The following is a 15,496-nucleotide window of genomic DNA, read 5'->3' as shown; positions in this document are numbered from 1 at the left end:
GGCCGGTTTCGCAGCCCGGACTATCGGATGACGGACAGATAATTCGCGTTGACCTTGAGAATTCGCGAGCAAGCCCGCTCCCACAGGGGAATGCATTCCAGATGTGGGAGCGGGCTTGCTCGCGAAGAGGCCAGCACTGCCGCCATCAATCACTCTGAATCACAGATGCAATGCATGCCCCAAAGCACGCAACGCCGCTTCCTGCACCGCCTCACCCAGCGTCGGGTGCGCGTGGATGGTGCCGCCGATGTCTTCCAGCCGCGCGCCCATCTCCAGGCTCTGGGCAAACGCCGTGGACAACTCCGAGACGCCAACGCCCACCGCTTGCCAGCCGACAATCACATGATTGTCGCGACGGGCGACCACGCGCACGAAGCCGCTTTTCGACTCCAGTGTCATGGCCCGGCCATTGGCGGCGAACGGGAAGCTCGACACGATGCAGTCCAGGCCTGCGGCCTTGGCCTCGTCGGGGGTCTTGCCGACCACCACCAGTTCCGGGTCGGTGAAGCACACGGCGGCGATGGCGGTCGGGTTGAACTCGCGGGATTTACCGCTGATCAGTTCGGCGACCATCTCGCCCTGGGCCATGGCCCGGTGCGCGAGCATCGGTTCACCGCTCAGGTCACCGATGGCATACACGTTGCGCATGCTGGTCTGGCAGCGGTTGTCGATCTTGATCGACGAACCGTTCATCTCCAGGTTCAGCGCTTCGAGGTTCCAGTCCTGGGTGTTCGGCTTGCGCCCGACGGCCACCAGCACCTGATCGGTTTCCAGGTGCAGGGTATCGCCGTTCGGATCCAGAACTTGCAAGGTATTCTGCTGTGAATCAAAGCCTTGCACGCTGTGTTTCAAGTAAAGCTTCACGCCGAGTTTTTTCAGTTCGTCGTGCACAGGCTGGGTCAGTTCGGCGTCGTAGGCCGGCAGGATGCGTTCCTGCGCCTCCACCACGCTGACGTCGGCGCCGAGCTTGCGATAGGCAATGCCCAGCTCCAGACCGATGTAACCGCCGCCGACCACAATCAAGCGCTTGGGCACGGATGTCGGCGCCAGGGCTTCGGTGGACGAGATGATCGGCCCGCCGATCGGCAGCATCGGCAGGTTGACGCTTTTGGAGCCGGTGGCCAGCACCAGGTGTTCGCACTGGATGCGCGTGTCGCCGACTTCCACGGTTTTGCCGTCGATGACCCTGGCCCAGCCTTGAATGACCTGAACCTTGTTCTTTTTCAGCAGCGCCGCGACGCCGGTGGTCAGGCGATCGACGATGCCGTCCTTCCATTCCACGCTCTTGCCGATGTCCAGGGTCGGCGCCGAAACGCTGATGCCCAGGGCCGAATGCTGGCTGTGGTGTTGTGTCTGGTGGAACTGCTCGGCGACGTGAATCAGTGCCTTGGATGGAATGCAGCCGATGTTCAGGCAGGTGCCGCCCAGGGATTGACCTTCCACCAGAATGGTCGAAATGCCCAGTTGGCCAGCACGGATCGCCGTCACATAACCGCCAGGGCCGCCGCCGATGATCAGCAGCGTGGTGTTCAGAGTCTGCATGAATTACTCCACAAACAAGGTAGCGGGTTGTTCGAGCAAGCCACGGATGGCCTGGATGAATAGCGCCGCGTCCATGCCGTCGACCACGCGGTGATCGAAGGAGCTGGAGAGGTTCATCATCTTGCGGATCACGATCTGGCCTTTGACCACCATTGGTCGCTCAACGATCTTGTTGACGCCGACAATCGCCACTTCCGGCAGGTTCAGCACCGGCGTACTGACAATACCGCCCAAGGCGCCGAGGCTGGTCAGGGTAATGGTCGAGCCGGACAGCTCGTCGCGGCTGGCCTTGCCGTTGCGTGCGGCGGTGGCCAGGCGGGCGATTTCCGCCGCGCTGTCCCACAGGCTGCGCGCTTCGGCGTGACGCACCACCGGCACCATCAGGCCGACGTCACTCTGGGTCGCGACGCCAACGTGTACGGCGCCGAGGCGGGTGATGACCTGGGCTTCGTCGTCGTAGCGGGCGTTCATTTGCGGGAAGTCGCGCAGGGCGACGACCATGGCGCGGACCAGGAACGGCAGCAGCGTGAGTTTGCCGCGAGTCGCGCCATGTTTTTCGTTGAGGTGCGCGCGCAACTCTTCCACGGCGGTGACGTCGATTTCTTCGACGTAGCTGAAGTGGGCGGCGCGCTGGGTGGCGTCCTGCATGCGCTGGGCAATCTTGCGGCGCATGCCGATCACCGGGATCTGCTGTTCATCGGTGCGCTGGGCATAAGCGGCGGGGGCCGGTGCCGAAGCGTTCGACTGACCTTGGGCCAGATAGGCTTCGAGGTCGTCGTGCAGAATCCGTCCGGCGGGGCCGCTGCCACGTACCAGACGCAATTGAATACCGAGGTCCAGCGCATGCTTGCGCACGGCCGGCGAGGCCAGCGGACGTTCATCGGCTTCGCGAGCCACCATCGGGCCTTGGCATATGGCAGCTTTCGGCGCTGCGGCAGCGACCGGTTTGCTTTCCATCACGGCATCGACTTTCGGTGCTGCAACTGGCGCTTCTTTCACAGGGGCCGGTTGCGCCGACTCCTTAACGTTGCCCGCGCCTTCGACTTCAATGCTGATCAACACGCTGCCAACCGCCATGACTTCGCCCGGCTGGCCACCGAGGGCAATGACCTTGCCATGCACGGGCGACGGAATATCCACCATCGCCTTATCCGTCATGACATCGGCCAGCACCTGATCTTCGACGACCATGTCGCCGACCTTGACGTGCCACACCGACAATTCAACTTCTGCAATGCCTTCGCCAATGTCCGGCATTTTAATAACGTGCGTGCCCATTCAGACCTCCATGACCCGTTTCAACGCCGCGCCCACACGGGACGGCCCTGGGAAATACGCCCACTCTTGCGCGTGCGGGTAGGGGGTGTCCCAACCGGTGACGCGTTCGATCGGCGCTTCCAGGTAGTGGAAGCAGTGCTCTTGCACCAGCGCCGTCAGTTCGGCGCCGAAGCCGCAAGTGCGGGTGGCTTCGTGAACGATCACGCAGCGCCCGGTTTTCTTCACGGACTTGGTGATGGTTTCCAGGTCCAGCGGCCACAGGCTGCGCAGGTCGATGACTTCGGCATCCACGCCGCTTTCTTCAGCGGCGACTTGCGACACGTAGACGGTGGTGCCGTAGGTCAGCACGGTGACGTCCTTGCCCGGACGGGCGATGGCGGCAACGTCCAGCGGTACGGTGTAGTAGCCGTCCGGAACCTGTGCGGCGGGGTGTTTCGACCATGGGGTCACCGGACGCTCGTGGTGGCCGTCGAAAGGGCCGTTGTACAGGCGTTTCGGCTCCAGAAAGATCACCGGGTCATCGTTTTCGATGGAGGCGATCAGCAGGCCTTTGGCGTCGTAGGGGTTGGACGGCATGACGGTGCGCAGGCCACACACCTGAGTGAAGAGTGCCTCGATGCTCTGGCTGTGGGTCTGGCCGCCATAGATGCCGCCACCGCAGGGCATGCGCAGGGTCAGCGGCGCGGTGAACTCGCCGGCCGAGCGATAACGCAGGCGCGCGGCTTCGGAAATGATCTGGTCATACGCCGGGTACACATAGTCGGCGAACTGGATCTCCACCACCGGGCGCAGACCGTAGGCGCCCATGCCCACGGCGGTGCCGACGATACCGCTTTCAGAGATCGGCGCGTCGAACACCCGCGAGGTGCCGTACTTGGCTTGCAGGCCTTCGGTGCAGCGGAACACGCCGCCGAAGTAGCCCACGTCCTGGCCGAAGACCACGACGTTGTCGTCACGCTCAAGCATCACATCCATGGCCGAGCGCAGGGCCTGGATCATGGTCATGGTGGTCGTGGTCATGGCGGTTTCCAGCTCGATTTTGTTGTTGTGATCGTTCATGTCAGATCCCCAACTCTTGACGCTGGCGCTTCAAGTGCTCCGGCATCTCTTTGTAGACGTCTTCGAACATGGTCGCGGCGCTCGGAATCTGGCCGCCGGCGAGGGTGCCGTACTGTTCGGCTTCTTTTTGCGCGGCGATCACTTCGGCTTCCAGTTCGGCGCTGACGGTGGCGTGTTCCTCTTCCGACCAGTGGCCGATCTTGATCATGTGCTGCTTGAGGCGCGCAATCGGATCACCCAGCGGGAAGTGGCTCCAGTCATCGGCAGGGCGGTACTTCGACGGATCATCGGAGGTCGAGTGCGGGCCGGCGCGGTAGGTGACCCATTCGATCATGGTCGGGCCGAGACCGCGGCGCGCACGTTCGGCGGCCCAGGCAGAGGCGGCATAGACGGCGACGAAGTCGTTGCCATCGACCCGCAGGGAGGCAATGCCGCAACCGACGCCACGACCGGCGAAGGTGGTGGCTTCACCGCCGGCAATCGCCTGGAAGGTGGAAATCGCCCACTGGTTGTTGACCACGTTGAGGATCACCGGGGCGCGGTACACGTGGGCGAAGGTCAGGGCCGTGTGGAAGTCCGATTCGGCGGTGGCGCCGTCACCGATCCACGCCGAGGCGATCTTGGTGTCGCCCTTGATCGCCGAGGCCATGCCCCAGCCCACGCCTTGAATGAACTGGGTGGCGAGGTTACCGGAAATGGTGAAGAAACCGGCGTCCTTGACCGAGTACATGATCGGCAATTGCCGGCCCTTGAGCGGATCGCGCTCGTTGGACAGCAACTGGCAGATCAGGTCGACCAGCGGCACGTCGCGGGCCATCAGGATGCTTTGCTGGCGGTAGGTCGGGAAGCACATGTCGTCGATGTTCAAGGCCAGGGCCTGGGCGCTGCCGATGGCTTCTTCGCCAAGGCTTTGCATGTAGAACGACATTTTTTTCTGACGCTGGGCGACCACCATGCGGTTGTCGTAGATGCGGGTCTTGAGCATGGCGCGCATGCCCTTGCGCAGAATCTCCACCGGCACGTTTTCAGCCCAGGGGCCAAGGGCATTGCCCTGGTCGTCGAGCACGCGGATCAGGCCACGGGCCAGGTCGGCGGTGTCGGCGGGTTCAACGTCGATGGAAGGTTTGCGCACCGTGCCGGCATCGGTCAGGTGCAGGTAGGAGAAGTCGGTTTTGCACCCTGGGCGGCCCGAAGGTTCGGGGACGTGCAGGCGCAGCGGTTCATACGCTTGGGTCATGGCTTCTACGCTCGATCTTGTGAATTTCTTGTAGTGAGCTGACAGATTTCATTCGGTAAATGAAATCTTGTCCTACAACAATCATAGGCCCGCCCAAGAAGAATATTTCTCTCTGTTTCGTTGCGTTAAAGATCATTTGCAGATAAAAAAACTGCATAAACATAAAAAGCAGGTGTTTTTGTCTCATGCGCAAACTGGACCGTACCGATATCGGCATTCTCAACAGCCTTCAGGAGAATGCACGCATCACCAACGCCGACCTCGCGCGTTCGGTGAACCTGTCGCCGACACCGTGTTTCAACCGGGTCAAGGCCATGGAAGAACTGGGGGTGATTCGCGAGCAAGTGACGCTGCTGGATGCCGACCTGCTGGGATTGCATGTGAACGTGTTCATTCACGTCAGCCTGGAGAAGCAAGTGGAGGAGGCGTTGCAGCATTTCGAAGAAGCGATTTCCGACCGCCCCGAGGTGATGGAGTGCTACCTGATGGCCGGCGACCCGGACTACCTGATCCGGGTACTGGTGCCGACCATTCAGTCGCTGGAGCGCTTCATGATGGATTTTCTGACCAAGGTGCCGGGGGTGGCGAACATTCGTTCGAGCTTTGCGCTCAAGCAAGTGCGCTACAAGACTGCGTTGCCGTTGCCGGCCAATGGCCTGACTCTGGGCAACTGACACGATCACTCTGTAGGAGCGAGCTTGCTCGCGATGGACGTTAACGATAACGCGAGTCTTCTGGATAAACGCGTTGCCCTCAAGTCCATCGCGAGCAAGCTCGCTCCTACAGGGTCAGAATTTGTTCAGAGGGATTTTCAGGTAAGTCACGCCATTGCCCTCGGCCGGCGGCAAATTCCCCGCCCGCACATTCACCTGGATCGCCGGCAGTAACAGCGTCGGCATGCCCAGCCCTGCATCACGTCGTGTGCGCATTTCCACGAACGCGGCTTCATCGATCCCGTCATGTATATGAATGTTGTTTTTGCGTTGTTCGCCGACGGTGGATTGGCACTGGGGGGAGCGGCCATTGGGCGGGTAGTCGTGGCAGACGAACAGCCGCACGCTGGCGGGGAAGGCCAGCAGTTTGTGGATCGAGGCGAACATCTGGTTGGCATTGCCGCCCGGGAAATCGCAGCGGGCGGTGCCGACGTCGGGCATGAACATCGTGTCGCCCACCAGAATCACATCGCTGTCGACCAGGTAAGCCATGTCCGCCGGGGTATGGCCGGGCACGTGCAGGGCGGTGGCCTTGAGGTTGCCGATCATGAACGATTCGTCGGGGGCGAACAGGTGATCGAACTGGGAGCCGTCGACGCGAAAGGAGGGTTCCAGATTGAACAGCGCCTTGAACACGTCCTGGACCTTGCTGATCGACTCGCCAATGGCGATCTTGCCACCCAGCTCCCGCCGCAGATAAGGCGCGGCGGACAGGTGATCGGCGTGGGCGTGGGTTTCCAGCAGCCATTGCACCTGCAGCTTGTGGGCACGGACGAAGGCGATGATTTTGTCTGCCTGGGTCGTCGCGGTACGCCCGGCGGCACCGTCGTAGTCGAGCACGGGGTCGACGATCGCACACTGCCCGCCATCGGCCTCGTAAACCACATAGCTGTAGGTCGAGGAGGCGGGGTCGAGGAAAGCTTCAATCAGCGCGGGCATGAACATGGACCTGTGCAGGGGTAGAAAAGTCAGTCGTGGGTTGCAACACTTTACATAAAAACATAATGTTCACAGCTTAAGTGACGTTGAAGGCATCCTGCAAATGCAATCCAGTCTGACCGAATGTGAAGTCGCCCAACTGCGCGCCTCGGCCTCCAAGGCCTGTGCGCTGCTCAAGGCCCTGGCCAATGAGGATCGCCTGTTGATCCTGTGCCAGCTGACCCAGGGTGAGCGCAACGTAGGCGAGCTGGAGAAAATGACCGGCGTGCGCCAACCGAGCCTGTCCCAGCAATTGGGGGTCCTGCGCGATGAAGGACTGGTCGCGACCCGTCGTGAAGGCAAGTACATTTTTTACGGTCTCGCCAGTCATGAAGTGATCCAGGTGATGAAAACCCTCTCCGGACTTTATTGCGGGGCGGTGTTTAAAAGCTGGATTCAACCCTGATCCTGTTCAACACCCCGAACCTGTGGGAGCGGGCTTGCTCGCGAAGACATAGTGTCAGTCGACACCTTCATTGGCTGACCCACCGCTTTCGCGAGCAAGCCCGCTCCCACAGTAGTTTTGTGTACTGACTAGAAAAATCCTTGCGTGCAGCAATAAGGAACAAGCAATGAACGATCAACACTGGGGCCCATCCATCAGTGCAGATATCGTGGTCATCGGCGGCGGCACGGCGGGCATCGGCCTTGTCGCCAGCCTGCTCAAGCGTAGCCCGCATCTGAACGTCACCGTGATCGAACCCAGCCCCCGGCACTTCTATCAACCGGCCTGGACGCTGGTCGGCGGTGGTGCATTCAACGTGGAAAACACCGTGCGGCCGACAGCGTCGGTGATGCCGCGCGGGGCCAATTGGGTGCAGGCTGCCGTGACCGGCATCGATCCTGACAAACGCCAACTCACCCTCAGTGACGCGCGCACGGTCAGCTATCTCAATCTGGTCGTCTGCCCCGGCCTGCGCCTGGCCTGGGAGAAAATCGAAGGTCTGGAGGAAACCCTCGGCCAGCATGGCGTGACCTCGAATTACAGCTATCAGCACGCGACCTACACCTGGGATCAGGTGCAGAAATTGCGCGGCGGCAAGGTGCTGTTCACTCAGCCGGCCATGCCGATCAAATGCGCGGGAGCGCCACAAAAGGCGCTGTACCTGTCCTGCGATCACTGGAACAGGACCGGTGTGCTGAACAACATTGACGTCGAATTCAACCTGGCCGGCGCGGCGCTGTTTGGTGTGGCGACGTTTGTCCCGCCGCTGATGAAGTACATCGAGAAGTACAAGGCCCGGTTGGCGTTCAACTCGAATCTGGTCAAGGTCGACGGCCCGGCGAAAACCGCATGGTTCGAGGTCAGGGATGCCGATGGCAATGTCACCCGTCAGGCAAAAGCCTTTGACCTGCTGCATGTCGTACCGCCCCAGGTCTCCCCGGATTTCATCGCCCGCAGCGCGCTGGCCGACACCGCTGGCTGGTGCGAGGTCGATCCGCACAGCCTGCAGCATCCGCGTTATCCCGACGTCTTCGCGCTGGGTGATATCTGCGGCACCACGAATGCAAAAACCGCAGCTGCGGTGCGCAAGCAGATCGTGGTGGTGGCCGAAAACCTGCTGGCCTTGCGCAAGCAACAACCGCTGCCGCTGAAGTACGACGGCTATGGCTCCTGTCCGCTGACGGTGGAGAAGGGCAAGGTGATCCTTGCCGAGTTCGGTTATGCGGGCAAGTTGCTGCCGACCTTTCCCCTTGACCCGACGACCCCGCGCCGCTCGGCGTGGTGGCTGAAGGCGACACTGCTACCGTGGTTCTACTGGAACGGTATGCTCAAGGGCCGTGAGTGGCTGACGCGTGTGTCCAGGGTCGACTGAGAACTCCCTATGTTGCTGGCAAGTCTGTTTGGCGTAGTGATGGGGTTGGTGCTCGGCTTGACTGGCGCCGGCGGCGGTATCCTTGCGGTCCCGGCGCTGGTGTTGGGGTTGGGCTGGAGCATGACCCAGGCCGCTCCGGTGGCGTTGTTCGCGGTGGGCAGTGCTGCAGCGGTCGGCGCCATCGATGGATTGCGCCATGGCCTGGTGCGTTATCGCGCGGCGTTGTTGATCGCAGCACTCGGTGCGGTGTTTTCGCCGGTGGGCATCTACTTCGCCCATCAGTTGCCGGAAAAAATCCTGATGATCCTGTTCAGCCTGTTGATGGTCATGGTGGCCTGGCGGATGTTGCGCCGTGAACGCAAGGATGACGGCCCGAGCGATCATGGGCACGCCAACTGGGGCCAGAAGAACTGCATGCTCGATCAACAGACCGGGCGCTTTTCCTGGACCGCCAAATGCACCGCGACCCTCGCCGCACTCGGTGCGGTGACGGGGGTGGTGTCGGGGTTGCTGGGGGTGGGCGGCGGCTTTCTGATCGTCCCGGCATTCAAGCAACTGACCGATGTGCAAATGCGCGGGATTGTCGCCACCTCGCTGATGGTGATCAGCCTGATTTCCGCCATCGGGGTGATTGGCGCGTTCCATGCCGGCGTGCGCATTGACGGCGTCGGTGCCGCTTTCATCGGCGCCAGCATCGCCGGCATGATCGTTGGCCGCAAGCTGTGCGCGCGGGTACCGGCGCGGGGGTTGCAGGTCGGGTTCGCCAGCATCTGCGTGGTGGTCGCCGCTTACATGCTGTTCAAAGCCAACGCCTGACCGGTACCGGTTCCTGCGGACGCCAGTCAGGTCCGCAGGCCTACACCCTAAGTTGCGAGCCTCGCCGACCAGCGGTCGTACGCCATAGTGGTCACGCACCGCCGTCCAGTCCAAAGCAGCTGAAAACCACCCCCAAGGCAGCGTATGGCGCCGCCGGTCAGGTTTCGATAATCGCCTCCGACACTCAGTCCCCGTTTCGGAGCGCGCCATGCACAACAATAAGAACTTCACGCATCGTTTTCTGCCAGCCTTCATCGCCAGCCTGTCTGCCCTTGGCCTGAGCCCGGTGGCCAAGGCGGAAATCATGCTGTACGACAAGGACCAGACGACGTTCTCCACCGACGGCTACATCAACGCCTTTTACGTGAACAGTGATGTCGACCGGGCCGGCGAGCAGTTCGACCGTCGGCAGTCGCGGGTAAAGATGGGCTTTTTGCCCAACTACCTGGGGTTCAACATGGGCAAGCAGGTAGACGATCTCAAGCTCGGCGCCCGCGCCTCGTTCTGGGTCACCATCAACGACAGCCAAACCAACGGCACCGACACAGCCATCGATGTGCGGCAGTTCTATGGCACCGTAGCCAACCCGGAATGGGGCGAAGTGCTGATCGGCAAAGACTTCGGGCTGTTCGCCCGCTCCAACATCCTGCTCGACGAAATGCTCGCCGGTTACGGTCAGGTCAGCGATACGCTGGGGCTGGTGGATGGCGGCGGGGTGTCGTTCGGCAACATCGGCACCGGTTACCCGTATCCGTTCCCGACCTCGCAGATAACCTATCGCACCCCGGTGATGGACGGCCTGCGTGTGGCGGTAGGCATCATGGACCCGGTAGACACCAACGACAGCAGCCCGACGGGCAAGGCCTATCAGGAAAACCCGCGTACCGAGAGCGAAATCACCTATCAGTTCGACCTGGCCGGGGCAAAGATCTACAGCTGGGTCAACGGCAGCTACCAGACCTCGGACAACACTGATTCCACAGTCGAGACCGTCACCTCCAAGGGTGTCGGTTATGGTGTACAGGCGAAGATGGGCGGCTTGTCCCTCACCGGGTCGGGTTTCCAGGCCAAGGGCATCAACCCGTTTTTCACCAACAATGCCGGCGAGCCGACCCTGCGCAATGTCGACAGCGACGGATACCTGTTGCAGGGCTCCTACAAACTGGGCAAGAACCGCCTGGCCTTGTCCTACGGCAAGACCAATGACGATGGCAACGGCGTGGTCGGCAGCGGCGCGGACTACGAGACCCGCGGCATCGCGTTGTTCCATGACGTGAACGACAACCTCAAGCTGGTGGCCGAGTACAACCAGTTCGAAATCAACGGCCACGACACCAGTGCCCAGAATGAAGACACCGACACCTTTGCCGTGGGCGCGGTGCTGACCTGGTAAACCCGGGAGGTGGCCCTGGCCGTGCGCATCGCGGCGAGGGTCGCCAACCGTCTCATCCCATCGAAGCGGCTACCCGCTACCCAAGTAGCATTCGTCGCCCCCCACAGACTTCGTACACTCGTACCTCATACACACGCACCAGCGGGAGGTAAGGATGCAGCAGAGCGAAGGCGTCGTCAGTGCAATGTCCCAGGCCACCGATGCCCGGCAGGTCGCGCAGGAACTGGCAGGACAGTTGTTGCATCCGCACCTGGGGTTCGTGCTGTTCTTCTGTTCCGCCGAGTACGACTTGCAGGCACTGGGCCAGGCCTTGCAGCAAAGCTTCGGCGGCATTCGCCTGGTGGGCTGCACCAGCGCCGGGGAGATCACCCCGCTGGGCTACGGGCGCAATTGCGTGACGGCGGTGGGCTTCGATCACCGGCACTTTTCCATCGCGATCGAGCTGATCGACCAGATGGAGCACTTCAGCCTGATCGACGCCCAGCAAATGGTCGAGCGCCTGGTCAGTGGCTGTCGCAGCAACACCCTGGCCCCGATCAAGGGCAACAGCTTTGCCCTGACCTTGCTCGATGGCCTGTCCAGCCGCGAAGAAATGGTCCTGGCGGCCTTGAGCGCGGCATTGGGCGACATTCCGCATTTCGGCGGCTCGGCCGGCGACGATAACTACCTGACCCATACCCATGTGTACTTCGATGGCGAGTTTCACAGCGGCGCGGCCGTCGTGGTGCTGGTCAATACCTGGCTGGATTTCGAAGTGTTCACCACCCACCACGTGTTGCCCCGCGCCGAGAAGCTGGTGGTCACCGGGGCCGACAGCACCTTGCGCCGGGTCTTCGAACTCAATGCCGAGCCGGCAGCCGCCGAGTACGCCCGGCACATCGGCGTGCCGGTGGCGCAGCTTGATCACCGGGTCTTCGCCGCGCACCCGCTGGCGGTGCGAATCAACCAGCAGTACTACGTGCGGGCCATCCAGCAGGTGCATCCGGACCTGAGCCTGAGTTTCTACTGCGCCGTGGAAAACGGCATCGTCCTCACCGCGATGACCCCGGGCCCGATGCTGCCGAACCTGCAGAGCCTGTTCGAGGGGTTGCAGGAGCGCCTGGGTGATTTGCTGATGACCATCGGTTGCGACTGTTTCCTGCGGCGTCTGGAACTCGAAGACGACGGCAGTCTTGACCGGATCGGCACGTTTTTGCGTGAGCAACGGGTGATGGGTTTCAACACCTATGGAGAACAGTTCAATGGCATGCACATCAACCAGACCTTCACCGGCGTTGCCATTGCCCGTGGCCGTGCCCCAGGACATCGCTGAGCTGCAGGCCGAACTGGCCAGGCTGCGCCTCGAAAACCATAAACTGCAGCGCATCAACGGCGCGCTGATCGAACGGGTCGAGTCCGGGGTGACCCGCGGCAACGATCCGTACGCCGCATTCCAGCATTCGGTGGTGCTGGCCGAGCAAGTGCGCGAACGCACCGATGCCCTGAACCAGGCCATGGCGGAACTCAAGGCTGGTAATCATTTGCTCAGCGAAGCCCGCCTGCGCGCGGAAACGGCGCATCAACACCTGATCGATGCCATCGAAAGCATTTCCGACGCCTTCGTCCTGTTCGACGCCGAGCAGCGCATCGTGCTGTTCAACAGTCGCTTCAAGGCGTTCTGGAGCAGCAGTCGGATGCGCATCAACGCCGGCATGCGCCTGACCGAGGTCAAGCGCCTGATGATGAACAACGGCCTGTTCACCGAAGAGCCACGCGGGCATGCCGACGAAAACCTGCTTTACCGCCTGCAGGACGGGCGCTGGCTGCAGGTCAGCGAGCGGCCGACCCAGGAAGGTGGGCGGGTGATTCTGTTCACCGACATTACCGACGTCAAACTCAGCGAAACCGTGCGCCGTGAGCAGGCGGTGGCGCAGAAGTCGCATCTGTTGCAACGGGCGGTCGACAACCTGTCCCAAGGGGTGGCAATGGTCAACGCCGAGGGCATTCTGGAGCTGTGGAACCGGCGTTTCCTGGAGTTGAGCGGCCTGGCGCCGGTGGCTGCCCATCGCCCGTTTGCCGAGGTGATCGCCGACAGCGAGTTGAACCTGCTGACCCCGGCCAGTCGCGATGGCAACGGCCGACCGGTAAGGGAATGCGAGCAGCGCCTGTACGATGGCCGGGTCCTGGAAATCCGCACCCATCCTTTGCCCACCGGCGGTTTCGTCAACACCTTCACCGACATTACCGAACGCTACCAGCACGCCGAGGCGCTGAGTGAAAGCGAACACTGGATTCGCCTGATCACCGATCACGTGCCGGCATTGATTGCCTACCTCAATGCCGATCTGGTCTACGAGTTCACCAACAAGGTCTACGAAGAGTGGTACTGCTGGCCCCGGGGCGTGATGCTCGGCCAGAGTCTGCGCGAAGTGCACAGCGAACAGCATTACCAGCGGCTGGAACCCTACGTGGCCAGGGCGCTGGCGGGCGAGAGCGTGACCTTCGAGTTCGCCGAAACCAACGTCAACGACCAGGAGCGCTACATGCTGCGCTCCTATGTGCCCAACCGCCTGGCCAGTGGCGAGGTGGTGGGGATTTTCGTGCTGATCCGTGACATTACCGAACGCCGTCGCACCGCCGAGGCGCTGCATCAGGCTTATCAGAACCTTGAGCTGCGGGTACGCGAGCGCACGGCGGAATTGACCACCCTCAACGATCAGTTGCTGCGTGAGATCGATGAGCGCCGCCTGGTCGAGTCACGCTTGCGCGAGGCCAAGCAGGAAGCCGAGCAGGCCAACCTGTCGAAAACCAAGTTCCTCGCGGCCGTCAGCCATGACCTGCTGCAACCGTTGAATGCCGCGCGACTGTTTACCAGTGCCTTGCTGGAACGGCGCGAGCCGATGTCCAGCGAGATCCTGGTGCGCAACGTGAGCAATTCCCTGGAAGACGTGGAAAACCTGCTGGGCACCCTGGTGGATATTTCCAAGCTCGATGCGGGGGTGATCAAGGCCGACGTCGCGCCGTTCGCCCTCAGCGAACTGCTGGACAACCTGGCCGCCGAATACACCCAGGTGGCGCGCAGTGAAGGCCTGCAACTGCACTTCATCGGTTGTTCGGCGCTGGTGCGCAGCGACATCCAGTTGCTGGCGCGCATTCTGCGCAACCTGCTGAGCAATGCGATTCGCTATACCTGCAGTGGTCGCGTGGTGCTGGGTTGCAGGCGGCATCATCAGTGCCTGACGATCGAAGTCTGGGACAGCGGCATGGGCATTGCCGAGCATCGCCTGGAGGAGATTTTCCAGGAGTTCAAGCGCGGCGATGTGCAGCGACCCGATCAGGATCGCGGCCTGGGCCTGGGCCTGGCGATTGTCGAGAAAATTGCCGGCATCCTCGGGCATCGCATTCATGTGCGCTCGTGGCCGGGTCGGGGCTCGATGTTCTCGGTCGAAGTACCGCTGAGCGCCACTGCGCCGAAACCGCCGCCGACATTGCCGATGAGCGAGCCGATGCTTGAACGCCTGCGCGGTGCCCGGATATGGGTGCTGGACAACGATGCGACCATCTGTGCCGGCATGCGCACCTTGCTGGAGGGATGGGGGTGTCGGGTGGTGACAGCGCTGTCAGAGGAAGATCTGGCGCGGCAAGTGGACAACTACCACGCCGAGGCCGACTTGCTGATAGCCGATTACCACCTGGACAACGACCGCAACGGAGTCGACGCCGTCGCCCGGATCAATGCCCGGCGCGCGTCACCGGTCCCGGCGATGATGATCACGGCCAACTACAGCAATGAACTCAAGCAGCAGATCCGTGAACTGGGCCACACCCTGATGCACAAGCCGGTGCGGCCGATGAAGCTGAAGACGGCGATGAGTCATTTGTTGGGCAGGCCTTGATTTTCCGGGTGTCGGTGCTGGCCCCTTCGCGAGCAAGCCCGCTCCCACAGGATCACCTGAATCTTTGTGGGAGCGGGCTTGCTCGCGAAAGGCGCGCCGCGGTCTTTCTGACTCAACGCCGCAGGTATGACCCGAAATCAATATCCCCGGCACTCAGGATCGCCTGCACCCGGTTGTGCACGTTGAGCTTGCGCAGGATCGCCGAAACGTGGGCCTTGACCGTGGTCTCGGCGATTTCCAGGGTGTAGGCAATCTGCTTGTTCGATTCGCCCTTGGTCATGCGCTCCAATACCTGCAATTGCTTGCGGGTCAGGGCCTGGAGCAGTTCGGGTGGGAAGCTCGGGGTGTCGTTCATCCGCCGCTGGGTGCTGCTTTTGGCGGTGCGGATGATGTCCGGGGGCAGGTAGACATTGCCATTGAGGATTTGCTGGATGGCATCGGTCATCTGTGCGCGGGGTGAAGACTTGGTGATAAAACCCACGGCACCGTAAGTGATGGCTTGCAGCACGATCTGTTTGTCCTGCTCGGCGGAGACAATCACCACCGGAATGGTCGGCGCTTCGTTACGCAGGTTGATCAGGCCATTGAGCCCGTGCATGCCGGGCATGTTCAGGTCGAGCAGGATCAGGTCGAGGTCGTCGTGTTCCTGGGTCAGTGCCAGGGCGCTGTCCAGGTCAGCGGTTTCCATCACTTCGCTGCCGGCAAAACCGTCGCTGATGACGTTGTGAATGGCTTCGCGAAACAGCGGGTGATCGTCGGCAATCAGAATTTTGTACATGGCCTTTCAC

Annotated in this window: 13 protein-coding genes; 7 read left to right on the top strand and 6 right to left on the bottom strand. The window is 61.8% G+C overall.

What is annotated here, in order from left to right; all coding sequences use genetic code 11:
- Positions 1 to 159: 159 nt before the first annotated feature.
- Genes lpdA through AC06G5_RS17850 form a run of 4 tightly spaced genes read right to left on the bottom strand, consistent with a single transcriptional unit; the run spans position 160 to position 5,116 of the window.
- Positions 160 to 1,542, bottom strand: a complete 1,383-nt coding sequence (gene lpdA, locus AC06G5_RS17865; RefSeq protein WP_480457835.1) for a dihydrolipoyl dehydrogenase — start codon at positions 1,540 to 1,542, stop codon at positions 160 to 162.
- Between the two features lie 3 nt (positions 1,543 to 1,545).
- Positions 1,546 to 2,820, bottom strand: coding sequence for a dihydrolipoamide acetyltransferase family protein (locus tag AC06G5_RS17860; protein ID WP_413427804.1), 1,275 nt, complete (start codon positions 2,818 to 2,820; stop codon positions 1,546 to 1,548).
- Complete coding sequence (locus AC06G5_RS17855; RefSeq protein WP_413427805.1) at positions 2,821 to 3,879, bottom strand: alpha-ketoacid dehydrogenase subunit beta; 1,059 nt, start codon at positions 3,877 to 3,879, stop codon at positions 2,821 to 2,823.
- A gap of 1 nt (position 3,880) precedes the next feature.
- Entirely contained in the window at positions 3,881 to 5,116 is a 1,236-nt protein-coding gene (locus AC06G5_RS17850) for a thiamine pyrophosphate-dependent enzyme (RefSeq protein WP_480457832.1), read from the bottom strand.
- A gap of 185 nt (positions 5,117 to 5,301) precedes the next feature.
- Here AC06G5_RS17850 and bkdR point away from each other — a divergent pair, with 185 nt between their 5' ends.
- Complete coding sequence (bkdR, locus tag AC06G5_RS17845; RefSeq protein ID WP_007976593.1) at positions 5,302 to 5,790, top strand: Bkd operon transcriptional regulator BkdR; 489 nt, start codon at positions 5,302 to 5,304, stop codon at positions 5,788 to 5,790.
- A 114-nt stretch (positions 5,791 to 5,904) separates the two neighbouring features.
- Here the strand turns inward: bkdR and AC06G5_RS17840 are convergent, their stop codons facing one another.
- Positions 5,905 to 6,768 carry an MBL fold metallo-hydrolase gene (locus AC06G5_RS17840; RefSeq protein ID WP_480457829.1) on the bottom strand — a complete coding sequence of 288 codons (864 nt, stop codon included), beginning with the start codon at positions 6,766 to 6,768 and terminating at the stop codon, positions 5,905 to 5,907.
- A gap of 103 nt (positions 6,769 to 6,871) precedes the next feature.
- On the opposite strand from AC06G5_RS17840, the gene AC06G5_RS17835 reads away from it, so the two are divergent.
- The 6 genes from AC06G5_RS17835 to nahK all read left to right on the top strand — a co-directional run bounded on the left by AC06G5_RS17835 (position 6,872) and on the right by nahK (position 14,708).
- Positions 6,872 to 7,213: an ArsR/SmtB family transcription factor gene (locus tag AC06G5_RS17835; protein ID WP_413428886.1), complete on the top strand. Its 342-nt coding sequence runs from the start codon at positions 6,872 to 6,874 to the stop codon at positions 7,211 to 7,213.
- A gap of 166 nt (positions 7,214 to 7,379) precedes the next feature.
- On the top strand, positions 7,380 to 8,624 hold the full coding sequence (locus AC06G5_RS17830; protein ID WP_413428887.1) for an NAD(P)/FAD-dependent oxidoreductase: 1,245 nt from the start codon (positions 7,380 to 7,382) through the stop codon (positions 8,622 to 8,624).
- Positions 8,625 to 8,633: 9 nt separating this feature from the next.
- Complete coding sequence (locus AC06G5_RS17825; protein ID WP_413704611.1) at positions 8,634 to 9,440, top strand: sulfite exporter TauE/SafE family protein; 807 nt, start codon at positions 8,634 to 8,636, stop codon at positions 9,438 to 9,440.
- Between the two features lie 208 nt (positions 9,441 to 9,648).
- Positions 9,649 to 10,833, top strand: a complete 1,185-nt coding sequence (locus AC06G5_RS17820; protein WP_413428771.1) for a porin — start codon at positions 9,649 to 9,651, stop codon at positions 10,831 to 10,833.
- 154 nt (positions 10,834 to 10,987) lie between these two features.
- Positions 10,988 to 12,145, top strand: a complete 1,158-nt coding sequence (gene nosP, locus AC06G5_RS17815) for a nitric oxide-sensing protein NosP (RefSeq protein WP_480457825.1) — start codon at positions 10,988 to 10,990, stop codon at positions 12,143 to 12,145.
- A complete protein-coding gene (gene nahK, locus AC06G5_RS17810; RefSeq protein WP_413704612.1) occupies positions 12,075 to 14,708 on the top strand; it encodes a hybrid sensor histidine kinase/response regulator NahK/ErcS' in 2,634 nt (877 codons plus the stop codon). The genes nosP and nahK overlap by 71 nt, the downstream gene beginning before the upstream one ends.
- Positions 14,709 to 14,820: 112 nt before the next feature.
- Here nahK and AC06G5_RS17805 read toward each other — a convergent pair whose 3' ends face one another.
- Positions 14,821 to 15,486, bottom strand: coding sequence for a response regulator transcription factor (locus AC06G5_RS17805; protein WP_008017467.1), 666 nt, complete (start codon positions 15,484 to 15,486; stop codon positions 14,821 to 14,823).
- Positions 15,487 to 15,496 lie beyond the last annotated feature (10 nt).

The organism is Pseudomonas sp. WT-JTC (genome assembly GCF_056711565.1).
This window is presented reverse-complemented; position numbering and strand designations above follow the sequence as displayed.